The 22,762-nt window shown below is 66.7% G+C and carries 19 protein-coding genes, 6 tRNA genes and 2 pseudogenes; 18 read left to right on the forward strand and 9 right to left on the reverse strand.

Annotated features, from left to right (window positions below; genetic code table 11):
* Positions 1 to 289: 289 nt before the first annotated feature.
* The 4 genes from imuA to ACUDTM_RS04730 all read left to right on the forward strand — a co-directional run bounded on the left by imuA (position 290) and on the right by ACUDTM_RS04730 (position 6,028).
* Complete coding sequence (imuA, locus tag ACUDTM_RS04715; protein WP_053499642.1) at positions 290 to 904, forward strand: translesion DNA synthesis-associated protein ImuA; 615 nt, start codon at positions 290 to 292, stop codon at positions 902 to 904.
* Positions 905 to 913: 9 nt separating this feature from the next.
* On the forward strand, positions 914 to 2,323 hold the full coding sequence (locus ACUDTM_RS04720; RefSeq protein ID WP_334271342.1) for a Y-family DNA polymerase: 1,410 nt from the start codon (positions 914 to 916) through the stop codon (positions 2,321 to 2,323).
* A 6-nt stretch (positions 2,324 to 2,329) separates the two neighbouring features.
* Entirely contained in the window at positions 2,330 to 5,440 is a 3,111-nt protein-coding gene (locus tag ACUDTM_RS04725) for an error-prone DNA polymerase (RefSeq protein ID WP_072167457.1), read from the forward strand.
* Positions 5,441 to 5,521: 81 nt separating this feature from the next.
* Positions 5,522 to 6,028 (forward strand): hypothetical protein, encoded by a 507-nt coding sequence (locus ACUDTM_RS04730; protein ID WP_069138254.1) that lies wholly within the window; start codon positions 5,522 to 5,524, stop codon positions 6,026 to 6,028.
* A 102-nt stretch (positions 6,029 to 6,130) separates the two neighbouring features.
* Here the strand turns inward: ACUDTM_RS04730 and ptsJ are convergent, their stop codons facing one another.
* A complete protein-coding gene (gene ptsJ / locus ACUDTM_RS04735) occupies positions 6,131 to 7,417 on the reverse strand; it encodes a MocR-like B6 salvage transcription factor PtsJ (RefSeq protein ID WP_334271341.1) in 1,287 nt (428 codons plus the stop codon).
* Between the two features lie 76 nt (positions 7,418 to 7,493).
* Between ptsJ and ACUDTM_RS04740 the strand changes: the two genes are divergently transcribed.
* The 7 genes and pseudogenes from ACUDTM_RS04740 (at position 7,494) to ACUDTM_RS04770 (ending at position 11,011) form a co-directional block, all read left to right on the forward strand.
* Positions 7,494 to 8,267: a YggS family pyridoxal phosphate-dependent enzyme gene (locus tag ACUDTM_RS04740; RefSeq protein WP_353080428.1), complete on the forward strand. Its 774-nt coding sequence runs from the start codon at positions 7,494 to 7,496 to the stop codon at positions 8,265 to 8,267.
* Entirely contained in the window at positions 8,264 to 8,965 is a 702-nt protein-coding gene (locus tag ACUDTM_RS04745; protein ID WP_072167454.1) for a glutamine amidotransferase, read from the forward strand. Before ACUDTM_RS04740 ends, ACUDTM_RS04745 begins: the two co-directional genes overlap by 4 nt.
* Positions 8,962 to 9,186, forward strand: coding sequence for a hypothetical protein (locus tag ACUDTM_RS04750; protein ID WP_088497903.1), 225 nt, complete (start codon positions 8,962 to 8,964; stop codon positions 9,184 to 9,186). Before ACUDTM_RS04745 ends, ACUDTM_RS04750 begins: the two co-directional genes overlap by 4 nt.
* Positions 9,187 to 9,294: 108 nt before the next feature.
* A complete protein-coding gene (locus tag ACUDTM_RS04755) occupies positions 9,295 to 9,801 on the forward strand; it encodes a hypothetical protein (RefSeq protein WP_111007676.1) in 507 nt (168 codons plus the stop codon).
* A 125-nt stretch (positions 9,802 to 9,926) separates the two neighbouring features.
* Positions 9,927 to 10,133 (forward strand): annotated as a pseudogene (locus tag ACUDTM_RS04760) (RNA polymerase sigma factor); the annotation flags it as partial.
* A 1-nt stretch (position 10,134) separates the two neighbouring features.
* Positions 10,135 to 10,305 (forward strand): annotated as a pseudogene (locus tag ACUDTM_RS04765) (ChaN family lipoprotein); the annotation flags it as partial.
* Positions 10,298 to 11,011, forward strand: coding sequence for an energy transducer TonB family protein (locus ACUDTM_RS04770; RefSeq protein WP_072167451.1), 714 nt, complete (start codon positions 10,298 to 10,300; stop codon positions 11,009 to 11,011). The pseudogene ACUDTM_RS04765 and the gene ACUDTM_RS04770, both read left to right, overlap by 8 nt.
* Before the next feature lie 204 nt (positions 11,012 to 11,215).
* On the opposite strand, the gene ACUDTM_RS04775 is transcribed toward ACUDTM_RS04770, so the two are convergent.
* The 7 genes from ACUDTM_RS04775 to ACUDTM_RS04805 all read right to left on the reverse strand — a co-directional run bounded on the left by ACUDTM_RS04775 (position 11,216) and on the right by ACUDTM_RS04805 (position 20,656).
* Entirely contained in the window at positions 11,216 to 12,118 is a 903-nt protein-coding gene (locus tag ACUDTM_RS04775; protein ID WP_072167450.1) for a cation diffusion facilitator family transporter, read from the reverse strand.
* 28 nt (positions 12,119 to 12,146) lie between these two features.
* A complete protein-coding gene (locus ACUDTM_RS04780) occupies positions 12,147 to 14,435 on the reverse strand; it encodes an Orn/Lys/Arg family decarboxylase (RefSeq protein WP_111201501.1) in 2,289 nt (762 codons plus the stop codon).
* A gap of 20 nt (positions 14,436 to 14,455) precedes the next feature.
* Positions 14,456 to 15,808, reverse strand: a complete 1,353-nt coding sequence (adiC, locus tag ACUDTM_RS04785) for an arginine/agmatine antiporter (protein WP_049415369.1) — start codon at positions 15,806 to 15,808, stop codon at positions 14,456 to 14,458.
* 76 nt (positions 15,809 to 15,884) lie between these two features.
* Positions 15,885 to 17,315: a DcaP family trimeric outer membrane transporter gene (locus ACUDTM_RS04790; protein ID WP_188240870.1), complete on the reverse strand. Its 1,431-nt coding sequence runs from the start codon at positions 17,313 to 17,315 to the stop codon at positions 15,885 to 15,887.
* A gap of 514 nt (positions 17,316 to 17,829) precedes the next feature.
* Positions 17,830 to 18,672, reverse strand: coding sequence for a thiol:disulfide interchange protein DsbG (dsbG, locus tag ACUDTM_RS04795; RefSeq protein ID WP_088496182.1), 843 nt, complete (start codon positions 18,670 to 18,672; stop codon positions 17,830 to 17,832).
* A 30-nt stretch (positions 18,673 to 18,702) separates the two neighbouring features.
* Positions 18,703 to 19,506, reverse strand: a complete 804-nt coding sequence (locus tag ACUDTM_RS04800; protein ID WP_111201503.1) for a TlpA disulfide reductase family protein — start codon at positions 19,504 to 19,506, stop codon at positions 18,703 to 18,705.
* 82 nt (positions 19,507 to 19,588) lie between these two features.
* Positions 19,589 to 20,656: a GlxA family transcriptional regulator gene (locus ACUDTM_RS04805; protein WP_227837751.1), complete on the reverse strand. Its 1,068-nt coding sequence runs from the start codon at positions 20,654 to 20,656 to the stop codon at positions 19,589 to 19,591.
* 186 nt (positions 20,657 to 20,842) lie between these two features.
* Between ACUDTM_RS04805 and ACUDTM_RS04810 the strand changes: the two genes are divergently transcribed.
* The 7 genes from ACUDTM_RS04810 to ACUDTM_RS04840 all read left to right on the forward strand — a co-directional run bounded on the left by ACUDTM_RS04810 (position 20,843) and on the right by ACUDTM_RS04840 (position 22,177).
* A complete protein-coding gene (locus tag ACUDTM_RS04810; RefSeq protein ID WP_088496180.1) occupies positions 20,843 to 21,241 on the forward strand; it encodes a heavy metal-responsive transcriptional regulator in 399 nt (132 codons plus the stop codon).
* A 103-nt stretch (positions 21,242 to 21,344) separates the two neighbouring features.
* Positions 21,345 to 21,420: transfer RNA gene (locus tag ACUDTM_RS04815), tRNA-Ala, on the forward strand.
* A 54-nt stretch (positions 21,421 to 21,474) separates the two neighbouring features.
* Positions 21,475 to 21,550 (forward strand) — tRNA-Glu (locus tag ACUDTM_RS04820).
* A 183-nt stretch (positions 21,551 to 21,733) separates the two neighbouring features.
* A tRNA-Ala gene (locus ACUDTM_RS04825) sits at positions 21,734 to 21,809 on the forward strand.
* Between the two features lie 49 nt (positions 21,810 to 21,858).
* Positions 21,859 to 21,934 (forward strand) — tRNA-Glu (locus ACUDTM_RS04830).
* Between the two features lie 44 nt (positions 21,935 to 21,978).
* A tRNA-Ala gene (locus ACUDTM_RS04835) sits at positions 21,979 to 22,054 on the forward strand.
* A 47-nt stretch (positions 22,055 to 22,101) separates the two neighbouring features.
* Positions 22,102 to 22,177 (forward strand) — tRNA-Glu (locus ACUDTM_RS04840).
* 95 nt (positions 22,178 to 22,272) lie between these two features.
* Here the strand turns inward: ACUDTM_RS04840 and ACUDTM_RS04845 are convergent.
* Positions 22,273 to 22,689: a GNAT family N-acetyltransferase gene (locus ACUDTM_RS04845; RefSeq protein ID WP_072167443.1), complete on the reverse strand. Its 417-nt coding sequence runs from the start codon at positions 22,687 to 22,689 to the stop codon at positions 22,273 to 22,275.
* Positions 22,690 to 22,762: the final 73 nt, after the last annotated feature.

Consider the following 22,762-nt stretch of genomic DNA (forward strand, 5'->3'; position numbering starts at 1 on the left):
GGTCGGCACCGCGCTTTACCGCTATCCACGCATGGCGTGGATCTACCAGGCTGCGGCATGGATTTGCCGGGGCTCTCTCCAGTAGATCCACGCCATGCGTGGATGCTTTCCCCCTTCAGCAACCTGAAACCGGACCCTCCGATTTCATTAGTAATTCTACTTACAACGCGAGTAGCATGTCTGGTCTCAGCCCCTGATACCGGCCCGTCGATACTCGCGCCATGCCCGCCGTTTCCGCCCGTTCCTGCCGTTTCCAGCCCGCCCGGCGCCTCCCCTGGAGGGCTGACTGATGGGTGCCGTCGTCGCCCTCGACCGGCTGCTGGACGGGCGCCAGCTGTGGCGTGGCCCGGCCCGCCAGGGCCCCGCCAGCGACCATCTGGCCAGCGGCCATCCGGCACTGGATGCACGCCTGCCCGGCGGCGGCTGGCCGGCCAGCGGGCTGTGCGAGGTACTGCAGGCGGCGCCCGGCGTTGGCGAACTGGCGCTGGTCTGGCCGGCACTGGCCAGGCTGAGCCAGCGCGACCGCCCGATCGTGCTGGTCGCTCCGCCCTATCGCCCGCACGCTCCGGCCTGGGCAGCGGCCGGGCTGGAACTGGCCCAGCTGCAGGTCATCCAGGCCACGCCGAAGCAGGCACTGTGGGCCGCCGAACAGTGCCTGCGCTCTGCGGCCTGCGCGGCGGTACTGTGCTGGCCGCATCAAGCCGACGACCGCGCCCTGCGCCGCCTGCAGGTGGCCGCCGACAGCGGCCAGTGCCTGGGCTTCGTGTTCCGCGAGGCGCAGGCCGCGCGCAATCCTTCCCCGGCCAGCCTGCGCCTGCAGCTCGACCACGGCCAGGTGCGGGTGCTGAAGTGCCGTGGCGGCCTGCCGCCGGCACAACCGTTGCCGCTGGCCATCGCCCACTGAGGACGCGCCATGCACTGGGCCTGCCTGTTGTTGCCGCAGTTGGCGCTGGACAGCGTGCTGCGCCTGCAGCCCGACCCACAGCGGCCATTGGTACTGCTGCAGGGGCCGGCGCAGCGTCGCGTGCTGCGCGCGGTCAGCCCGTCGGCACGTGCAGCAGGGCTGCGCCCGGGCATGCTGCTGTCGGCTGCACAGGTACTGGTGCAGGACATGCACCTGCACGACTACGACCCCAATGCCGAACAGCACACCCGGCAGCTGCTGGCCAGCTGGGCCTATGCCTACAGCTCGCAGGTCAGCCTCGATTTTCCGCATGCGCTGGTGCTGGAAATCGGTGCCAGCCGCGCCCTGTTCGGTGACTGGCTGACGATCCAGCAGCGCCTGCGCAACGAACTGCACGAACTCGGCTTCCGCCACCGCCTGGTGGCCGCGCCTAACCCACATGCCGCGCGCGTGCTGGCCAACGTCCACGATGGCCTCGGCCTTGATGCGCAGCAGCTGCCGGCGGCGCTGGCGCAGCTGCCCCTGGCGCGCTGCGGCCTGCCCAGCGAGGCGGTGACGGTGCTTGGCCGTTCCGGCCTGCGCACGTTGGGCGCGGTGCTCAAGCTGCCGCGCGACAGCCTGGCCCGGCGCTTCGCCCCCGAGGTCCTGCAGCAGCTGGATGCATTGCGCGGGCTGCCCACCGCGCCATTGCGCTACTACCAGCCACCGGACCGTTTCGATGCGCGCATCGAATTCGAATACGAGATCGAATCCAGCCAGGCCCTGCTGTTCCCGCTGCGCCGCCTGCTGCTCGACCTGGCCGCGTTCCTGTGTTCGCGCGATGGCGGCGTGCAGCGCTTCGACCTGCATTTCGAGCATGACCTGTTGCCGGCCAGCGTGCTGACCATCGGCCTGTTGGCGCCCGAACGCGATCCCGCGTTGCTGTTCGAGATCGCGCGCAACCGCATGGAAGCGTTCGCCCTGCCGGCCGGCAGCCGCGCACTGCGCCTGCAGGCCGAACAGCTGCCGCCGTTCGTGCCCGCCGCGCATGACCTGTTCGATACCCGTCCGGCGCAGGCGATGCCGTGGAACCAGCTGCGTGAGCGCCTGCGCGCGCGGCTCGGCGATGACGCCGTGCAGCCGCTGGCAGTGCAGGCCGACCATCGCCCCGAACGCGCCAGCGGCACCCAGCCAGCAGCCAGGCCACCGGCATACTGGCCACTGCGCCCCGGTTGGCTGCTGGACGCTCCACAGCCGCTGCGTGACCCGCGCCTGCGCATCATCGCCGGGCCGGAGCGGATCGAATCGGGCTGGTGGGACCAGGCTGACGCGCGCCGCGACTACTACGTGGTGGAAACCGCGCATGGCCAGCGCGGCTGGGCCTTCCGCGCGCGCAACGATCCGCATGCGCCGTGGATGCTGCACGGCTGGTTCGGCTGAGCCGCCATGCACAGCGAACTGCCCGGCTACGCCGAACTGCACTGCCTGTCGGCCTTCAGTTTCCAGCGCGGTGCTTCGATCGCCGAAGAGTTGTTCGCGCGCGCCGCTGGCCAGGGCTACCGCGCGTTGGCGATCACCGACGAATGCTCGCTGGCCGGCATCGTGCGCGCCTGGCAGGCAGCGAAGACACATGGCGTGGCGCTGATCGTCGGCGCCGAATTCCAGGTCGAGGACGGGCCGAAGCTGGCCCTGCTGTGCACCGACCAGGCCGCCTATGCCGGGCTGTGCCAGTTGATCACGACCTGTCGGCGGCGGGCTGCCAAGGGCGAATACCGCTGCCTGCGCGACGATCTGCTCGGCCTGCCCGACGGTTTGTTGTGCCTGTGGCTGGACCGGCAGCCATCCGCCACCGATCTTGAATTGCTACGCACCGGCTTCGATGATCGGCTGTGGCTGGCTGTGGAACTGCACCGCGAACACGATGATGCACGCCGCCTGCAGCAGCTGCAGGCCTTCGGCGAACGCCACCGCCTGCCCCTGGTCGCCAGTGGCGATGTGCACATGCACGTGCGCCGTCGCCGTGCCCTGCAGGACACACTGACCGCGATCCGCCACCGCTGCAGCGTGGCCGAGGCCGGCTGGCGCCTGTTTCCCAATGGCGAGCGCCACCTGCGCCCGCGTACCGCGCTGGCCCAGCTGTATCCGCCCGAACTGCTGGCTGAAACCCTGCGCATCGCCGATCGCTGCCACTTCACCCTGGAACAGCTGCAGTACACCTATCCGCGCGAGCTGGTGCCCGAAGGACACGATCCGGACAGCTGGCTGCGCGTGCTGGTCGAGCGCGGCATCCGGTGGCGCTGGAAAGGCGGCATCGAAGCGAAGCAACGCACGCAGATCGAGCACGAACTGGCGCTGATCAAGCAGAAGAACTACGCCTCGTATTTCCTCACCGTGCAGGACATCGTGCGCTTTGCGCGCAGCCAGGACATCCTCTGCCAGGGCCGTGGCTCAGCGGCCAACTCGGCGGTGTGCTTCGTGCTGGGCGTGACCGAGATCGACCCGGCACGCAGCAACCTGCTGTTCGAGCGCTTCATCTCCGCCGAGCGCGACGAACCACCGGATATCGACATCGACTTCGAGCACGAGCGTCGCGAGGAGGTGCTGCAGTACGTGTTCAAGCGCTACGGCCGCGAGCGCGCCGCACTGACCGCGGTGGCGATCAGCTACCGTGGCCGCAGCGCGATCCGCGACGTGGCCCGCGCACTGGGCCTGCCGATGGACCAGGTCAACGAACTGGGCGCGGCGATGGACCACTGGGGCGGCAACATCCCGCTGCCGGAAACCCTGCGCGAGCGTGGCTTCGATCCGGACACGCCGTTGATGCGGCGCCTGCTGGCACTCACCGCAGAGCTGATCGATTTTCCGCGCCACCTGTCGCAGCACCCGGGCGGTTTCGTCATCTCCGAGCATCCACTGTCGACCCTGGTACCGGTGGAGAACGCGGCGATGGCCGACCGCACCGTCATCCAGTGGGACAAGGATGACCTGGATGCCACCGGCCTGATGAAGGTCGACTGCCTGGCATTGGGCATGCTCACGGCCATCCGCAAGTGCCTGGCGATGCTGAAACAGCATGGCCTGCACGAAGGGCGCATGGATGCCATCCCGCCCAAGGATGCGAAAACCTTCGACATGATCTGCGCCGCCGATACCATCGGCGTGTTCCAGATCGAATCGCGCGCACAGATGGCGATGCTGCCGCGCATGCAGCCGCGCACGTTCTATGACCTGGTGATCGAAGTGGCGATCGTGCGCCCCGGCCCGATCCAGGGCGACATGGTGCACCCCTATCTGGAGCGGCGCCGGATCCTGCGCGAACAGGGCCCGGAGGCACTGAACGATCCGGACAATCCGCTCTACCCACCGCAGCTGGAACGCGTGTTCGCGCGTACGCTGGGCGTGCCATTGTTCCAGGAACAGGTGATGCAGCTGGCGGTCGAAGCAGCCGGCTACACGCCTGGCCAGGCCGATGCCCTGCGCCGTTCGATGGCCGCCTGGAAACGTCGTGGCGGGCTGGAACCGCATCGCGAGAAGCTGTTGGCCGGCATGCTGGAGAACGGCTTCAGTCGCGAATACGGCGAGCACCTGTTCGAGCAGATCAAGGGCTTCGGCGATTACGGCTTCCCGGAAAGCCACGCCGCCAGCTTCGCCCTGCTGACCTATAACAGCTGCTGGCTGAAATGCCACCACCCGGCCGCATTCACTGCCAGCCTGATCAACAGCCAGCCGCTGGGTTTCTACAGCCCCGACCAGCTGCTGCAGGACGCACGGCGGCATGGCATTACCGTTCTTCCCGTGGACGTACGCCACAGCGACTGGGACTGCACGCTGGACTTCAGCAGGGGGCCGGCGGCGATCCGTCTGGGCCTGCGCCTGATCGACGGCTGCAACGAAGATGCCGTGCAGGCCATCATGCGCGAGCGCGCGCGGCGCCCGTTCGACGACGTCGGCGACCTGTGCCAGCGCACCGCGCTGGACCGCCGCCAGCAGGGCCTGCTGGCCGATGCCGGGGCACTGCGCGGGCTCAGCGGCCATCGCCATCGTGCACGCTGGGATATCTCGGGCGTAGAGAACCGGCTGCCGCTGTTCGACCAGGCCCGTGCCACTGCCGAAGCCCGCGTGCCCCTGCCACTGCCCAGCGCCTGGGAGGACATGCAGGCCGACTACCGCAGCACGGGCACCACCCTCGGCCGCCACCCGATTTCGTTCCTGCGCGCGCAGCTGCGCAGTCGTGGCTGCCTGGATGCCGCACAGCTGGCCGGGCACGGCCACGGCCGCCGTGTGCGCATCGCCGGACTGGTGCGCATGCGCCAGCGGCCACAGACCGCCAGTGGCGTTACCTTCCTCACCCTTGAAGACGAGACCGGCATGGTCAACGCCGTGGTCTGGCGCCACCTGGCCGACCGCCAGCACCGGGTGCTGGTCGACACCCAGCTGATGCAGATCGATGGCCGCCTGGAGCGCGTTGATGGCGTGCAGCATGTCATCGTGCAGCGCATGCACTGCCTGGATGAGCTGCTGCAGGGACTGCGCAGCCACAGCCGCGATTTCCACTGACGATACAGATCGTCACACAACGAACTGGCCTTTGCCCGCCGGCATCCGCTATCGTCGGCCTATCCAAGGAAGGACGACCCGATGCCCCGTGTGCTGCTGCTGACCACCCTGGTGGTCTCGACCCTTGCCCTGCTCGTTTCCGGCTGGACCGCCTGGAGCCTGCATCGCAGCCAATCGCCTGAGCGGATCATCGAAGCGCGCGGCCTGGTCATCCACGATGGCACTGGCCAACCACGGCTGATCCTCGGTGCGCCGGTGCCGGACCCCCTCAGCAGGGGCCGCACCCAAGGACCGCGTGCAACCGCGCTGTCCGGCCTGATCCTGCTTGGCCCCGACGGTTCCGAGCGCGGCGGTTATGGCACCAGCGACCGCGGGGGCGAAGCCCTGCTCACTCTGGACGATGCCACCGGCACCACCGAAGTCTTCAAGGTCGTCGCCAACCCGGACCGTGGCGCCAGCCTGATGGTCAAGCACCAGAACAATACCGGCGCCATGCTCACCTCCTGGCAGGGCAAGCCGGAGCTGATGTTCGTCGATGACAGTGGCCAGTCCTACTACGTGCGCCCCGGCGCCAACGCCGCGCCCTGATCTGCTTCTGTAGCGCCGAGCCATGCTCGGCTGCTTCTACCAACAGCAGCCGAGCATGGCTCCGCGCTACAAAGGCGAAACAACGTCGAGCATGGCTCGACGCTACAGACCACACACCGCCGCCAGGTCATCGGCAAGCTGCCGCAGCTGCGCCGCCCCCAGCGCCGCGCAGGTGATGCGCAGGCCATGCCCTGGTGCAGCCACCGCAAACACTTCGCCAGCACGCACATGCCATCCGCGCGCAGCCAGCGCCAGTACCTGTGGATGGCTGTCGGCCGGCAACGGCAGCCACAGGTTCAATCCCTCCATCGGCAACGGCGTCGGCACACCACGCGCGCGCAGCAGTTCCTGTAGCGACTGCAGGCGCTGCTGGTACCGCTCGCCTGCCGAGACGATCTTCGCCCGCTGCGGCGCCGAGGCCAGCACCGAAGTGGCGGCATCCTGCAGCAGATGACTGACCCAGCCGATGCCGGACGCCAACCGCAACCGCAACCGCATCGCGGTCTCGTCATCACAGGCCAGCCAGGCCAGGCGCAGGTCGGGGCCGAGCGGCTTGGACAGCGAACGCAGCAGCGCCCAGCGCCGGCCATCCAGCGGCAGTACCGAGTGGTAGGCCTGCTGCGAGAGCAGTGCGTAGTGGTCATCGATCAGCACCGCCACCTGCGGGTAGGCCGCCAGCAGCTGGCGCAACGCCCGTGCCCGCTTCGCATCCAGGCTGGCCCCGGTCGGGTTGTGCGCACGCGGGGTCAGCAGCACCGCGCGTGCCCCGGCCTCCAGCGCCTGTCGCAGCGATTCAACCTGCATGCCATGCGCATCCACCGTCACCGGCAACGGCACATGGCCCACGGCATTGAGCACATTGAGGCTGCCGAGGAAGCATGGATCCTCCACCGCGATGCGATCCCCCGGCAGCAGCCATGCCGCCAACAGGCGCTCGATGCCATCGACCGCGCCATGGGTCAGCTCCAGCGCGTACCCCTCGGGGCAATCCGCATCCAGCGAGGCGCGTGCCAACGCCTGCAACCTCGGGTCGACCGTGCCCACGCCATACAGCCGTGGCGCCGCCGGGGCCAGGCGCAGGCTGGGCAGCAGGCGAGGATCCGGGTTGCCACCGGCCAGGTCCTGCAGCGCCAACCCCGGCGTACTGCCCTCGCGCGCCAGCGTCGGCGGTAGGCCACGCACCACCGTGCCGCGTCGGCCCGCGGTACTGGCCAGGCCGGCCGCATCCAGTCGCTTGTAGGCGGCAGCCACGGTGTTGCGATTGACCCCCAGCTGATCGGCCAGTTCGCGCACCGGCGGCAGCACGCTGCCCGCCGGCAGGCGGCCCTTGCCGATGCCATCACGGATGCTGTCGAAGATCGACTCGGCGCTATGCCCGGTGATTTTCATTTTGTCCTATGCCAAAATAATTCTTGTCCTGTGCCAGTGTATCCCACCCTGGCCATCCTGCATTGGAGGTGCCCGCATGCCCCTTGCCGCCGCCGACTGGCCCATCGCCCAGTCCGTTGAACAGATCGCCGCCAACCTGGTCACGGTGCGCCAACGCATCGCCGCTGCCTGCGCCCGCGTCGGCCGGGACCCGGCCAGCGTGCGCCTGCTGCCGGTCAGCAAGACCGTCGATGACGCCCGCATCCGCATGGCGGTGGCCGCCGGTTGCCGCGAGCTGGGCGAGAACAAGGTGCAGGAGGCGCAGCGCAAGGCCGAGACGATGGCCGATCTGGGCGTGCACTGGTCGGTGATCGGGCATCTGCAGACCAACAAGGCGCGCTACGTGGCGCGCTTCGCCAGCGAGTTCCAGGCGCTTGACAGCCTGCGCGTGGCCGAAGCGCTGCAGCAGCGCCTGCAGCTGGAAGACCGCACGCTCGATGTGTTCGTACAGGTCAACACCTCCGCCGAACCCAGCAAGTACGGTCTGGAACCCGCTGCCGTCGAGGCCTTTGTGCAGCAGCTTCCAGCGTTCGACCGCCTGCACGTACGCGGCCTGATGACGCTGGCCATCTTCACCCCCGAGGTCGAGCGCGTGCGTGCCTGCTTCGTGCGCCTGAGCGAACTGCGCGACCAGCTGCAGCGCACTGCACCTCCCGGCATCGACCTGTCGCAGCTGTCGATGGGCATGTCCGGTGACTTCGAAGTGGCCATCGAGGAAGGTGCCACCGTGGTCCGCGTCGGGCAGGCCATCTTCGGCGCACGCGCCACCCCGGACAGTTTCTACTGGCCCAGCAATGGAGCCCTGGCATGAAGCACGCGGTCGTCCTGCAACACGTCGCCTTTGAAGACCTCGGCACCCTGCAGCCTCTGCTGATGGCACAGGGCTGGCAGCTGCAGGTGCTGCAAGCCGGTGTCGACGCCCTCGATCCGGCCGAAGCCGCCGACCTGCTGGTGGTGCTGGGCGGTCCGGTCAGCGTCAACGACGTTGATCTCTATCCCTTCCTCAATGACAGCATCGCGCTGCTGCAATGTCGGCTGCAGCAGCAGCGGCCCACGCTGGGCATCTGCCTGGGCGCGCAGCTGATGGCGCGTGCACTCGGTGCCGACGTCGCCGCCAGTGGCGGCAAGGAGATCGGCTTTTCGCCGCTGCTGCTCACCGATGACGGCCAGCGCTCGCCACTGCAGGCCCTGCAGGGCATTCCGGTACTGCATTGGCATGGCGAGGCGTTCGAACTCCCGGCGGGTGCACGCCGCCTGGCCAGTACGCCGGCCTGCCGCCATCAGGCCTTTGCCATCGGTAACCATGCGTTGGCACTGCAATGCCATCCGGAGCTGGACGCGCGCCAGTTCGAGCGCTGGCTGATCGGTCACACCCTGGAACTGGCGCAGGCCGGCATCGATCCGAACGACCTGCGCACGCAGGCGCGTCGCTATGGCGCGCCACTGGCCGCGGCCGCCACCGCGATGTTCGACCATTGGCTGCAGGACCTGCCGGAGCTACCGCGATGAACTACCGATTGCAGATCCACCGCGATGGCGCCTACTGGGGCCACTTCGACTGCAGCGGGCCTGATGCCCTGCAGCGCATGGACAGCATCGCCGCGCAGCTGCCTGCAGCCCAGGGCTTCCAGCTGAAACGGCAGAAAGGCATCAGCGAAGAGCGCATCCTGTCCAGCAATGCCGATGGCCTGCGCGTACTGGCTTCGCAGACCCAGTACCGCGACCTCTGACGATCGTCACGGTAGTGCCGGCCGCTGGCCGGCACCCGACGGGGAACAGATTTGCCGGCCAGCGGCCGGCACTACCCCGGCTGTTCGCCCGCATGCGAGGCTTGACCCATGCTGACCCTGCAACGCGGCCGCCACCACGCACTGCTCATCGCACCGCGCTGGCCCTCCACCCGCATCCAGCTGGAAGAAGAGGCACTGCAACGCCTGCTCGACGCGCAGGCATTGCTGCCCGCCGGGCTGGGCCTGCTCGTCACGCGCGGCTTCGAACCCAGCCACAGCTGGCTCGGCAGCTTCCGTCGTGGCGTGCGTTGGCTCGGCATCGCAGTGTTCCGCGCCTGCTATCCGCAGCGCCATGATGAAGTCGATGCCATCTTCGGCGCCAACGGCCACGACATCGATGGCCGTCATATCGATGTCTCAGTGGTGTTGCACGGCAAGCGGCTGCGGCTGCTGCCACTGGACGTGTTCACCCCGCCGCGCTGGCAACATCGTCGCACCGCCCGCCATGCCGAAGCGATCGCCCGGGTGAAGCGCAGCCTCCAGCACTGCGGTTTCGAGCTGCATCACAACCCCACCGAAGCCCTGCAGATCCACTGCGACTTTCGTCCGCGCTGACCTCGCAGTCGGCCACGCATGCCGCGCCTCGCGTCCATGGATGCAAATGATTCTCTTTTGCTGTAAGGTGTAGCCGCTGCCCTTGCCGCCGCAGGCTGTTCCCTTTCCCAGTTGTCGCCCGCCCCGTGTCCACGCCTGTCAAACCGACGGATGTCGCGCAACTGTGCGCGGCCCACTACCGGCCGCTGCACGCCCATGTCCGCCGTAAACTCCCGCAACGCAGCGACGCCGATGATGTCGTCCAGGAGACCTGGCTGCGCGTCGTCAGAATCGCCGCCAGTGGCCTGCTGAGCAATGGCCGCGCCTACCTGTACCGCGTCGCCCACAACCTGAGCCGCGGCACCCACGCTGCTGTTGGCCGGTCGCTGGCATGTACTGCGCGGTACTGGCATGCCGGGCTACCTGCCAGCGGGCACACCAGCGCTGGTGATCGCGCTCGCTTCAGTCGGTGCATCCGTCGATGCGACCGACGCCGACCTGCTATGGGTGCTGGACGATGAGTGAGCGCGGCCAACACTGGCAGGCGATCGCCATCAGCATCGGGCTTCACCTGTTGCCCCTGCTGCTGTTGGTGCACTGGGTGGCCGCGCCGCCATTGCCGACGCCGCCGGAGAAGGACGTGCGCATCAGCCTGCGCCTGCTGGCACCGGCAACGCCGCCTCAGCCACTGGAAGAACGCCAAGCCGACACCCCCAGCCAGGCGCAGCAGGCCCGCGCATCCCGACCCACGAAGTCGCCCCCTCCACCGAAACCCACCGCCGCACGCGAGGGCGAGGTAGCCGCCAGCGAACGCGGTGGCGCTGGCCGGCAAGCCCTGCCGGTCGCCCCGCCTGCGGCCGCGACCGATGCAAGTCCCGCACCGGCATCGGTCACGGCCGCGCCGCCCGCTCCCGACGCCCCACCGGCGGACTTCCAGGCCGGCGCCGCCAGCGACCAGTGGGAAGCCCGCCTGATGGCGCGGCTGGAGCGCTATCGCTACTACCCTGCTGCGGCCCGCGCACGGCGCCAGCAGGGCACTGCCTGGGTCAGGGCCAGCATCAATCGCGAGGGACGCCTGCTGGCCCTGCGGTTGGAGCAGTCCAGTGGCCAACCGATGCTTGACGGCGCCGCACTGCAGACCTTCCGCCGCGCGCAGCCACTACCGCCCATTCCCGATGAACTGAAGGCACCACAGGAACTGGTGGTGCCGGTGGAGTACTACCTGCGCTAGGCGTTGTGGAACTGTGCTGCAGTCTGCAACCTCAACCCAGGTTCAGGTCAAACACATCCGGCGCAACAGAGCAGTCCGCCGTGTGCAACGATCGCGAGGCCGGGCCGGCTCGGCCGCTCCACGCGAACGACAGCCGAGCATGGGCTCGGCTCTACAGGGGAACAGAACCTGGCCGGACGAGGCCCCGGCGCGAAAGAGGCAGGGCTACGTCCACGCCGGATCCGCAGTGAAATCGATGGTCAACCAGAACGTGCTGCCCCGCGCATCCAGCCGCACGGCGATCTCATCGCGCATCGCATCAACCTCGCCCACCGAGCCCAATGGCGTGCCGGGGTCTGCCAGCACATGGATCTCGATGAAGCGCATCCGCCCCATCTTCGCCACGTGGCTGGTGAAACCGGCATAGCCACGCTCGGACACGAACGCCTGCATCACCTGCTGCACGCGCCGGTCCAGGTCATCCGGCGCCACCTGCAGCACTTCGCGCATGGCCTTCCATGCACTGCGCGCCGGCACTGGCAGTACCGCCAGGCTGATCAACGCCAGCACGATCGAATCCAGGTACGGGACCCAGTGGTGCCACTTGCCGCCATGCAGGGCCAGGGCCAGCACGAAGGCCAGCACCACCGCCAGGCTCATCAACCCACCCAGCAACCAGCCTCTTACATCCAGCCACAACAGCGCCGAGCGCAGGTGCCGCGCACGCTGCGCGACGAACGTCGCCATTGCCAGGTTGCTGGCACTCAGCAGCGCCGCCCACCACAGCGCGGGCCCGAATTTCACCTCATGCCCGCCCGTGGTCAAGCCAATGACCGCGTTGGCCAGCGCATACACGCAGGCCAGCGACAGGATCACGCCGCCGAGTGCCTCGACCATCGGCTCCAGGTGCCAATAGCCGTACTGGAAGCGCGGGCTCTGCTCCCGCGCCACCAGCCGCAGTACCGACAACGACACCAGGGTCAAGGCAACGTCGACCAGGCTGTACACGCCGTCGAACAGGATCGCCTGCGATCCCACCAGCAGGCCACCGATGAAGCCGACCGCGCTCACCGCGATGGTCACCCCGATGGAGAACTTCAGGATGCGTTGCTCGCGCGCGGTATCCATCGCTCGCCGAAGGGCCGACCGTCGCCGGTCAGGCCTTCAGCACCTCCACCTTGTACGAGGTCACATCGCCATCGTGCTCGATGATGAGCCCGTGCACATCCGACTCGAAGCCCGGGAAGCGCGCATTCTGTTCACGGGCAATACGCAGAGACTGGATGATCGGTTCGTCGCTGTCGCCGAATCGCTCGCCCGGCATGATGGTCGGAATGCCCGGCGGATACGGCACCAGCATGGTCGCCGCGACGCGACCACTGAGCTGCTCGATGTCGACCCGCTCGATCTCGCCCTTCACCAGGTGGTTGTAGGCATCGGCCGGGGTCATCACCGGCGTCGGCAGATCCACGTACATCTCGCGCATCACCTTGGCGACCTCGAATTCCTGGTTGAACGCGTGCAATGCATCGCACAGGTCACGCAGTCCCCAGCCAGCGTAGGCAATCGGATAGTCCGCCGCCAGCGTCGGCAATGCCTGGCTCAGCGGCGCGTTGCAGTCGTACAGCTCCTTGAAGGCCATCAGCTCGGTGACCAGCGTGCTCCACTTGCCCTTGGTGATGCCCATCGAGAACAGGAACAGTACCGAATACAGGTTGGTCTTCTCCACAGTGATGCCGCGGCCCCACAGGAACTTGCTCAGCACCGCCGCCGGAATGCCCAGCGTGCCCATGCTGCCGTCCATCGTCAGGCCTGGGGTCAGCAGGGTCACTTTGATCGGGTCGATCAGCACGTAGTCATCGACCAGATTCTCGAAGCCGTGCCAGTGCGCGTCCGGCTGCAGGTACCACTCCTCGCGCTTGGCCACCAGCGGCGCCGGCGTATCGCCCTTGTCCAGGCTGCGCTCGACCTTGGTCGGCTGCCACACACTGAACCACCAGTCGTCGCGCCCGAGGTCGTCACGCACGTGCAGCATCGCGCGGCGGAAGGCGATCGCCTCGTCATGCATTTCCTGCACCAGCGAACGGCCGGCCTCGCCCTCCATCATCTTCGAGGCCACGTCACAGGCCGCGATCACCCCATAATGCGGGCTGGTCGAGGTGTGCATCATGAACGACTCGTTGAAGCGCTCGGCATCCAGGTCGCGCTGCGCCGAGTTGCGTACGTGGATCATCGACGCCTGCGAGAACGCGGCCAGCAGCTTGTGGGTGGAGTGCGTGGTGAAGATGATCGCATCCTGCTCGCGCGGCTTGCCCTTGGCCATGCCGTAGTGGTTCTCATAGAACGGATGGAACGCGGCGTAGGCGTACCAGGCTTCGTCGAAGTGCAGGAAGTCGACCGCGCTGCCGATTTCGTCGGCGATCTTCTCGGCGTTGTAGCACAGGCCGTCGTAGGTCGAGTTGGTGACCACCGCAATGCGCGGCTTGGAACCGGCCTTGTAGGCCTGGCTGGCCAGCGGGTTGGCAGCAATGCGCTGCTGCAGCGACTCCGGCGTGAACTGATCCAGGCTGATCGGGCCGATGATGCCGTGTGCGTTGCGGCTTGGGGTGAAGTACACCGGCACCGCGCCGGTCATGATCAGCGCGTGCAGCAGCGACTTGTGGCAGTTGCGGTCGACGAACACCACGTCGCCGCGGGCCACCGTGCCATGCCAGACGATCTTGTTGGCGGTGGAGGTGCCATTGGTGACGAAGAAGGTATGGTCGGCACCGAAGTTGCGCGCCGCCTCTTCCTCGGCATCCTTGATCGGGCCGGTGTGATCCAGCAGTGAGCCCAGTTCCGGCACCGAGATCGACAGATCGCTGCGCAGGGTGTTCTCTCCGTAGAACTGGTGGAACGCACGGCCGACCGGCGACTTGGTGAATGCCACGCCGCCTGCATGGCCCGGCGTATGCCAGGAGTAGTTCGACTCTGCCGCATGATGGATCAGCGCCTTGAAGAACGGCGGCAAGAGATTCTTCATGTAGTCTTCGGCCGCGCGCATCACCTGCCGCGAGATGAAGCTCTTGGTGTCTTCAAACAGGAAGATGAAGCCGTGGATGTACTTGAGCAGCTTGCTCGGCACCTTTTCGATGGTGCGGCGCTCGCCGTACAGGAACACCGGCAGGTTGGCGCGGCGCGCACTCTGCTCGCGCAGGAAGGCGGTGAGGCGTTGGAACTCGCCATCCACCTCTTCGCTGCCATCGATCGAGATCAGCACCGCCGAGGCCGCCACGTAGGTACGGGCTCCGGCACGCGCATCATCCAGGTTCAGCCCGCACAGCACCCGCTGGTCGTTGCTGCGCAGCTCTTCCACCAGGGCGCGGATCAGGATGCCGCCGATGCGCGGCGACTCGTAGTCGTTGTCGATGACAATGACCGGGTAGTCCAGGGACTTGAAGTACACGTTGATTCTCCTTGTCGAACTCAGGAACGCTGGGCGCCGGCGCTGATGGCCGATGCCTCGCGGGCGCGCTGCCGCTGCTGGCGGCGCTCCTCGCTGAAGAAGGGATAGAACACGGTGATGAACAGCACGAACAGGAAGGCGTACTGCACAATGGTTCCCGACGAGCCGTAGATTGCCCACAGGCAGTACACGACGGTCAGGCTGGTGAGGGTCCAGAACGCACCGGTATGGACCAGGGTGTGCGAACGCTCGACCACGAAGTAGCAGGCCACGCACGAGTAGATGTAGGGCAGCAGGGTCAGCACCACGGCCGCCGACGTGATCACGTCGAACTGGGCCGACGCGGTTTCCGAGGTAGACGTCACCAGCACCGCCAGGGTCATCAGCACGGCCACGATCAGCACGCCCTTGACCGGCACGTCGTCCTTGTTGGTCTTGCTGAAGATGCTTGGGAACAGGCCATCATCCGAGGCCGCCTTGGCACTCTGCGCGGTCAGCAGGATCCAGCCACCCAGCGAGCCGGCGGCGCCGATGAAGGCGCACAGGCTGACCAGCGCGCCGCCCCAGCCGCCGACCGCCTTGGCCGCCGCCAGCGCGAACGGTGCGTCGGACACCTGTAGTTCCGAGTTCGGCACCATGCCCATGATCACAGAGGAGCTGGCGATGTAGGCGATGGCCGCCAGGAACACGCCGGCCAGGGTGGCGCGGGCCACGTTCTTCTCCGGGTTCTCGACCACGCCAGCCGTGACCGAAGCCGATTCGACACCGATGAAGGCCCACAGGGTCAGTGCCGCGGCACTGGAGATCGCGCCGAAGTTGGACTCACCGGACACGTTGTAGGCGCCCTTGAAGATGTCGGCATCGAAGAAGAACCAGCCGAAGATGGCGATGCCCAGGATCGGCACCAGCGCGAAACTGGTGGTGACCGTCTGCACACGGCTGACGAAGGCCGGGCCGATCACGTTGGCAAAGCTCAGCGCCCACACCAGGATCAGCACCGCGATGCAGCGCACCAGCGGCTCGGACAGGATCGGGAAGAAGTAGCTGAAGTAGCCCACCGCGGCGATCGGGATGGCAACGTTGCCGATCCAGTTGGCGAACCAGTAGATGGTATTGGTCTGGAAGCCCATGTAGGGCCCGAACCAGTCACGCGCATACGCGTACGGGCCGCCCGCCTTCGGCGCCAGCTTGCCCAGCTTGGCGAATACGAAGGCCAGCAACAGCGCACCGGCCGTGGTGATCAGCCAGCCCCAGATCGATGCGGTACCGATCTTGGCCAGGCTGGACGGCAACAGGAACACGCCTGAGCCCATCATGTTGCCGGCGACGAGGAAGGTGGCTCCGACCACCCCGATTTTCTTTGCTTCTGCCATGACAATCTCCGGTACTGGCATGAGCCCGGTGCGGCCGGGCGTGGGGACGGTTGCGCTGGCGTAACGCCGCTGGCGCTTACTTGATGAAGTTGTATTGCAGGCTGCCCTGCACCCGGACCGTGTCGCCGCGCGCGCCGCCCTGCTGTTCCAGGCGGCCGTACAGCAGCTCCATGCCCATCGTCCACGACGGCGCCGGGCTCCAGATCAGGTTGAACACGCCGTATCGGCTCTGCCGGAAGGCGTCGGCAGCGAGTGCCGCGTTCCGCTCCAGGGTCAGCTGGCCGAAGATCAGGTTCGAACGCCACAGCCCGGACCAGTAATGCGTGTAGCCGACGAAGCCGCCGTGCAGGTCCAGCGCGTCAAGACGGCCATCGGCACCGACCACCGCGTCCAGCCCGGAGCCGGTCAGGTCCGCGGTGTAGCGGCTGAGGCCGCGCCCGCCGAGCGCGCCGAACAGCAACAGATCGCGCTCGCCTACCGATGCCGAGCCACTGAACTGCAGGCCGCCGGCCATGCGCCGGTCACGCTCGCCGTCACCGTCATAGGCCAGGCTGCGCGCCACCGCGCCCAGCTGGAGATGGCCCCAGTCGCGCTCCATGCGTGCGGTCACGGTCACATCTGGCAGCCGGTTCACTGCGGCCCGTTCATCACTGGCACCGGCCAGTTCGGTCCTGGGGTCTTCGGCCGCCAGCGTCAGGGTGTTGCCCTTGCCCATCGCGAAGCTGTGGTGGATGCCGGCCACCAGCAGATAGCCGGCGCCGCCGGGACCGGCGAAGTCGAGCGTGTCGGGCAGGCTGTCCGGGTCCATGAAACTGGAGTAACCGTAGCCGGCATAGGTATTGCCAAGCTGGCCATACGCGTGGCGCAGACGGAACGCGTAGCCATCGCTGCTGCCGAAGAAATCATTCTCCAGGTAGAAGCGCAGGTTGCCGTGCGTGGTCGGGCGCCGCGCCTCGAAGCTGAAGCGGGTCTGTTTGGCGTGGATGTTGAAATTGGAGACATCGCGATGGCTGCCGCCCACCGGCATCGATGAGGGGATGAACTGATCCTCGTCACCGGCCGCACGCGAATCGGCAATCGCATCGAGCTTGGCATAGCCGCCAATGCGGATCACCGTGTCAGTGCCTGGAATGGCAAAGAAGCCCTTCAGATCCGGGTCGGTCGGCCCAGCAGCGCTGTCGGGACGCGAGGCCGCTGTTGAGGGATCGGCCACCGATTCGCGCTGCGGCAGCACCGGTTGCGCCACACCCGGCACCTGGGTGGGATGCAGCAGGTTGGCACTGCTGCCAGGTGGTGTCACCGGCGCCGCTACCTGCGCAGCGGCCGCGACAGCGCCCTCGCGTTGTTCGAGCCGTTCCAGGCGCTTCTGCATGCCCTCCAGTGCCTGTCGCATGGCAGCGATTTCCTGGCGCAATGCGTGCGCATCCTCCTGGCCATTCTGCCGCGCATAGGCTGGCGTGACCGCCAGCGCGGTCAGGCAGGCCAGACTCAGTACCGCAAAGCGCATTGCATCCTCCCTGGACGAACATTCGCAGCGCACTGACGGCGCGCGCACAGGCGCAGCTCCGACATTGCGTTGCCATTGCTGGAAATGCGGGTACTGCGTCGACGACACCGGCCAGCCTGCACGTGGCAGGCAACAGGACGATGACACTGCCCCGCCCGTACCGATATCGACGCCATCAGGGCCGCACTGCCGGAGAGGTGGCGACCGCAGCGGTCTGGGTAACAACCAGGGAGTGAGAACGTCGTGAATGGCTGTGCCGACTGCCCCGGTTCAGGGCGTGTCAGGCGCGGCATCCCTGGCGCGTTGACGCTGTATTCCATGCGTCACAGGCTAATCCGCCTGTCGTTTTTGGCCTTGATTGGAATCAAGGCGCGATGCTTGATGTCAGTCACGATTCAGACGTGACGACGAACAGGAGGTGCGCAGCCTGCATCACCCGCACAGGTGACGAAAAGCAACAGGCCCGCATGCTGCCATGTGGGCCTGTGATGTCGCATCACGGCGTGGGTGCCGGTCAGCGCGGGCCCAGCACCGTCTGCAGGTCAGCGCCCTGTGGCAGGCCGGCGCGACGCTGCACCTGGCCCTGTGCATCCTGGAACAGGATGCCCGGCGTGCCCTGGAAGCCCATTTCAATCATCAGCACCTGGTTGGCATCGAGCTTGCCGGCGATCTCGCGGCTGATGCTCGGCAGGGCCTTGATTCCACCACGGTCGAACTGGTGTTCGTTTTCCAGCAAGGCCGCACTCGGGTCACGCGCAGACAGGATGGCCGCAGCCTTGGCCGGGCTGTCCTCACGAATCACGCCGACCATGATGTGGCGCAACTGCACCTTGCCGGCGTCGACCCACGGACGCGCTGCTTCCCAGAACTTGTGGCAGTACGGGCAGTTGGCATCACTGAAGGTATAGACCACGCGCGGCGCATCAGCCTTGCCGTCACGCACCCAGGCACTGGCCTCCAGCTTGGTCCACATCCTGGCCGACATCGGTGCTGAAACCAGCTTCTCCACCGCCTCGGCGGCCACGTCGTTGCCCTCGGCATCGAACAGGCTGCCTACCAGCACATGCTTGCCGTCGGCGGTGACATAGGCTGCGGCCGGTTGCTGCCCACCCACCACGCCAGCGAATCCACGCAGGCCACCCGGTGCATCGAACTCGGCAACGACTTCAAAACCGTGCTTCTCGATGCCTTTCAGCACTGCGGGGCGCTCGCCCTTGGCCGCTGGGGCCTGAGCGCTCGCTGCCGGCGCTGCCGTTGCCTTGCCTGGTGGGGTCTGGGCCTGACTGCAGGCGGCCAATGCCAGCATGACCGGCAGCAACAGCACCGCCGAAGCGATGCGCAGGGAAGTCGACAACATGGGAACTCCGTAGTGAGATGCCCGCGCAGGCTACCGCAGCCGGCGCAGTTTGTGTTCAAGACCCGCCGCCGTCAGTTCGCCAAGGTGCAGTTCACGCAGGCGGCCTTCGGCGTCGAAGAACAGCGTCGATGGATAGGCCTGTACACCCAGCACGGTTGACGCCGAGGCGGTATCGTCCAGCAATACATTGCCCAGCCGGAGCTGTTCGGATGCGATGAAACCCTTCACTTCGTCCAGGGTTTCTCCCTGGTTGAGGAACACGAACTGCACGTCAGTGTGGGTCTGCTGTGCGGATGCCAGTACCGGCATCTCGCGACGGCAGGGACCACACCAGCTGGCCCAGAGATTCAGCACCACCGGTTTGCCACGGAATTGCTGCAGGTCGATCCTGCGCCCCTGCAGATCGGCCACCTGGACCGCCGGCAGCGGCATTCGCCGCTCCTGCCATGCTGCGAGCAGGTGGCTGCCCGCCGCCCACAGCACCACACCCACCAGGGCTCCCGCCAGCACCGGCGCACGCAACGCGCGCCACAGCCGCAGCCGCCAGGTGCCCCACGCCAGGCCCGCAACCAGCACGACGGCAAGGTGATACCCACCGTCGGCGATCTGCAGGATGCTCCAGGGGGCCTCACGGTAGAGCGCGAAGTTCAAGGCCACGAAGCTGATGCGTCCACACAGCAGGCCGATCAGCAACATGTCCAGGACCAGGCTGGCCGCGGAAGGCACTGCCATCCCGTCCTTCGGCCGCGGCCACAGGTGGGCCACCGCCATGGCCATAAGCACGCACATCAGGATCAGCACCACCGGCATCGGCACCGGTCCAACACTCGACATCAACCCACCTGTCACATCATCTCGTTGCCTGCATGGTCAAAGCGTCGCGCCCAGGTTGCAAGTGCGACGCCCACCGCAGGCTTCAGGCCGCGCTGCGCGGCATCTGCATGCCAGGCGCCGGTTGCAGCCCGCGCAGGCTGCCCGCCACCGACGACAACAGCGGTCGTTCGCGCCGATTGTTGTTGACCTGCCGGCGATAGTTGGCCGGCGTCATTCCGACAATGCGCAGGAACAGGCGGCGGAATGCGCTCTGGTCTGCATAGCCCACGCCCCAGGCCACTTCATCGATACCCGCCCCCTGCTGCAGCAATGTCTGCGCCTTGGCGATACGCAACCGCTGGCAATACTCGATCGGACGCAGGCCGGTGGCCTTCAGGAAGCGCCGCTGCAGAGTCCGCGGTTCCAGTCCGGAAACCTCGCAGATCGCTCCGAGCGTGGCCCCACGCGCAGCGGTGGTATGCAGCCAGCGTTGCGCCTTCAGTACGTCGCGATCGCCGTGGGCGAAGTTGGCACTGAAACGCTCCAGATCCTGCTGGATCGCCGCTGGCACCGTGATCCCCAGCTGCTGCGCCACGGAGCTCGCCACGCCCTGACCGTGCAGCCGGTACAGCAGGCGCAGGGCGAGGAAGCGCCAGGCCTGGGAACCGGCCACCGTCAGCAGGTCACCGTCGTCGACCAGCGCACGCTCACTGGGCACCCAGCTGGCCGACGGTCCCTGCAGGCCCGGATGACGCCCGAGGTCCGGCCCACTGACGGTGCGGCCGGCAAGCAGACCCGCGCGTGCCAGCATGCTGACACCATCGCTGGCAGCTGCCAGCAGACTGCCGCCATCGTAATGCGCGCGCAGCCAATCCAGCAGGACCTCATCGGCGCGCAGGCAGACGCCTTGACTGATCTGGCCAGGCACGGCGATCACGGCGGGAATGTCCGCCTCGAGCATCTCCGCGCCGGCAACGCGATGCACGCCGGTCTGGCTGGCTGGCACGACCCAGCGGGTCACCAGGACACGCTTGAACGGGCGACGCTGCTGCTGGGCAAGCCGGTTGGCGACGTGTGCCATTTCGGTCAGCACCGAGGCCGCCGACGGGTCCCCTCCCGGGTACTCGACCACCGCGACCTCTACGAATCCCTCGTTCCTGAATCCTTCCACAGAGCATCTCCTCGGTTCGTTGCAGGCCATCCAGCGGCCGGTTCAGGCGCAGGGTAGGAACTGCCACGACGGCGGGGCTATGAAGAAAGTTGCAAAGTGCGCTGAATGCGCCGTCAGCGACGGGAGCTTGACCCTGGACCTGACTCCAGGCTTCAGAATGACCGGCAGCATCCGCAGGAATCCGCCATGAACATTGGTCAACTGGCGCGCCAGGCCGGCGTACCGATCGATACCGTGCGCTACTACGAGCGCCAGCAGTTGCTGCCCACCGCGGCACGCTCGGCCGGGGGCTATCGCATCTTCGGTGAGCAGGACCTGCGCCGGCTGCGCTTCATCCGCCGCGCCAAGACGCTGGGCTTCAGCCTGGAACAAATCGCCGAACTGCTGGCACTCAGTGATGGCCATCCGCAGGACATGGGCAGCGTGCGCAACGCGGCGCAAGCCCGACTGCAGGACATCGCGCAGCGCATGGCTGAACTGCAACGCATGCACAGCGCGCTCTCGCAGCTGGTCGACGCCTGCCCCGGCCACGGCACCCTGGATCAGTGCCCAATCCTGGCGGCGCTGACCGACGGCGCCGACTGAGTACGTGTGATCGTCGTTCCCTTCGCAACGCGCGTGAAGAAAAGTGCAACAAATGCTTGCCAACCCTCTGGGGCAAGGCTATTATTTCGCTCCTCAGCGACGTGGGGCCATAGCTCAGCTGGGAGAGCGCCTGCATGGCATGCAGGAGGTCAGCGGTTCGATCCCGCTTGGCTCCACCAATCTTTCGGCATTAGGCCGTCGAAAGGTCGCTAAAGAACATTGATGAGAATTGCGTCCCCATCGTCTAGAGGCCTAGGACATCACCCTTTCACGGTGGCGACCGGGGTTCGAATCCCCGTGGGGACGCCACTCATCACGAACAACGAGGACCCGGCCGATAACCGGGTCTTTTTGTTCACCGCCTACCGGCATTCAGGTTGTGGCGTTGCGGTTCCCCTGCCCTTGGTGGCAACGGTTGAACCGGGACGAAAAAGTTCAAAAAAAACTTCCACAAACGTGAACACGCAGGTATGATAGGCGGCTCGGTAACACGGGGCCATAGCTCAGCTGGGAGAGCGCCTGCATGGCATGCAGGAGGTCAGCGGTTCGATCCCGCTTGGCTCCACCACTTTCGACATTAGGCCGTCGAAAGTTCTACAACTTGAAGTTTTTCGTGCGTCCCCATCGTCTAGAGGCCTAGGACATCACCCTTTCACGGTGGCGACCGGGGTTCGAATCCCCGTGGGGACGCCAGTTTCAAAACGGACTCTGCTCCCGGCAGATATCCGGAGTTTCATGGGGCCATAGCTCAGCTGGGAGAGCGCCTGCATGGCATGCAGGAGGTCAGCGGTTCGATCCCGCTTGGCTCCACCACTTCGACATTAGGCCGTCGAAGGATCTACAACTTGAAGTTTTCGTGCGTCCCCATCGTCTAGAGGCCTAGGACATCACCCTTTCACGGTGGCGACCGGGGTTCGAATCCCCGTGGGGACGCCAATTCTTGAAAACCCCGGCTTCGGCCGGGGTTTTTCTTTTCCCGCGATCTGCCATCAAACCGCCCTGCCCGTGGATGGCTTCACCCCGCCCACGGCTCAGAACCGCCGATACATCCCGATCGATGCCGGGGCAGTCGGTTCGAAACCAAACTGCGCATACAACCGATGCGCCTCGCCATCGGCCAGCAGGCTGACGTACGCCGACGGCGGCAGGTTGGCCTGCATCCAGCCGTCCAGCCGCCGCATCACCTCCTTGCCCAGGCCCTGCCCCTGCAATCGCGGCAGCACCGCGATATCACAGACCTGCAGGTGGCAGCCGCCATCGCCGACGATACGGCCCATCGCCACCAGTTCAGCGCCCTGGTAGGCACATACGCCGAACAGCGTATTGGGCAGCGCGCGGGCGGCTGCTTCGCGGGACTTGGCGCTGAGGCCTGCGAGCACGCGCAACTGGCAGTAGTCCTCGACCGTGGGTACGGCTTCGCGGAACTGGCAGGTGATGGAATCATTCATGCGGCATCTCCGGATGGGTCGGGCTATCCTGCCGCATCCACGTCGCAGCCGCTGCGACCCAGGCCCACAGAGT

It is taken from the genome of Stenotrophomonas maltophilia group sp. vghtpe118 (genome assembly GCF_052605195.1).

What these genes read in the sequence shown, in the direction of transcription:
- imuA (WP_053499642.1), top strand. Translation starts at nt 290, where the DNA reads ATGGGTGCCGTCGTCGCCCTCGACCGGCTGCTGGACGGGCGCCAGCTG.
- ACUDTM_RS04720 (WP_334271342.1), top strand. Translation starts at nt 914, where the DNA reads ATGCACTGGGCCTGCCTGTTGTTGCCGCAGTTGGCGCTGGACAGCGTG.
- ACUDTM_RS04725 (WP_072167457.1), top strand. Translation starts at nt 2,330, where the DNA reads ATGCACAGCGAACTGCCCGGCTACGCCGAACTGCACTGCCTGTCGGCC.
- ACUDTM_RS04730 (WP_069138254.1), top strand. Translation starts at nt 5,522, where the DNA reads ATGCCCCGTGTGCTGCTGCTGACCACCCTGGTGGTCTCGACCCTTGCC.
- ptsJ (WP_334271341.1), bottom strand. Translation starts at nt 7,417, where the DNA reads ATGAAAATCACCGGGCATAGCGCCGAGTCGATCTTCGACAGCATCCGT.
- ACUDTM_RS04740 (WP_353080428.1), top strand. Translation starts at nt 7,494, where the DNA reads ATGCCCCTTGCCGCCGCCGACTGGCCCATCGCCCAGTCCGTTGAACAG.
- ACUDTM_RS04745 (WP_072167454.1), top strand. Translation starts at nt 8,264, where the DNA reads ATGAAGCACGCGGTCGTCCTGCAACACGTCGCCTTTGAAGACCTCGGC.
- ACUDTM_RS04750 (WP_088497903.1), top strand. Translation starts at nt 8,962, where the DNA reads ATGAACTACCGATTGCAGATCCACCGCGATGGCGCCTACTGGGGCCAC.
- ACUDTM_RS04755 (WP_111007676.1), top strand. Translation starts at nt 9,295, where the DNA reads ATGCTGACCCTGCAACGCGGCCGCCACCACGCACTGCTCATCGCACCG.
- ACUDTM_RS04770 (WP_072167451.1), top strand. Translation starts at nt 10,298, where the DNA reads ATGAGTGAGCGCGGCCAACACTGGCAGGCGATCGCCATCAGCATCGGG.
- ACUDTM_RS04775 (WP_072167450.1), bottom strand. Translation starts at nt 12,118, where the DNA reads ATGGATACCGCGCGCGAGCAACGCATCCTGAAGTTCTCCATCGGGGTG.
- adiC (WP_049415369.1), bottom strand. Translation starts at nt 15,808, where the DNA reads ATGGCAGAAGCAAAGAAAATCGGGGTGGTCGGAGCCACCTTCCTCGTC.
- ACUDTM_RS04790 (WP_188240870.1), bottom strand. Translation starts at nt 17,315, where the DNA reads ATGCGCTTTGCGGTACTGAGTCTGGCCTGCCTGACCGCGCTGGCGGTC.
- dsbG (WP_088496182.1), bottom strand. Translation starts at nt 18,672, where the DNA reads ATGTTGTCGACTTCCCTGCGCATCGCTTCGGCGGTGCTGTTGCTGCCG.
- ACUDTM_RS04800 (WP_111201503.1), bottom strand. Translation starts at nt 19,506, where the DNA reads ATGTCGAGTGTTGGACCGGTGCCGATGCCGGTGGTGCTGATCCTGATG.
- ACUDTM_RS04810 (WP_088496180.1), top strand. Translation starts at nt 20,843, where the DNA reads ATGAACATTGGTCAACTGGCGCGCCAGGCCGGCGTACCGATCGATACC.
- ACUDTM_RS04845 (WP_072167443.1), bottom strand. Translation starts at nt 22,689, where the DNA reads ATGAATGATTCCATCACCTGCCAGTTCCGCGAAGCCGTACCCACGGTC.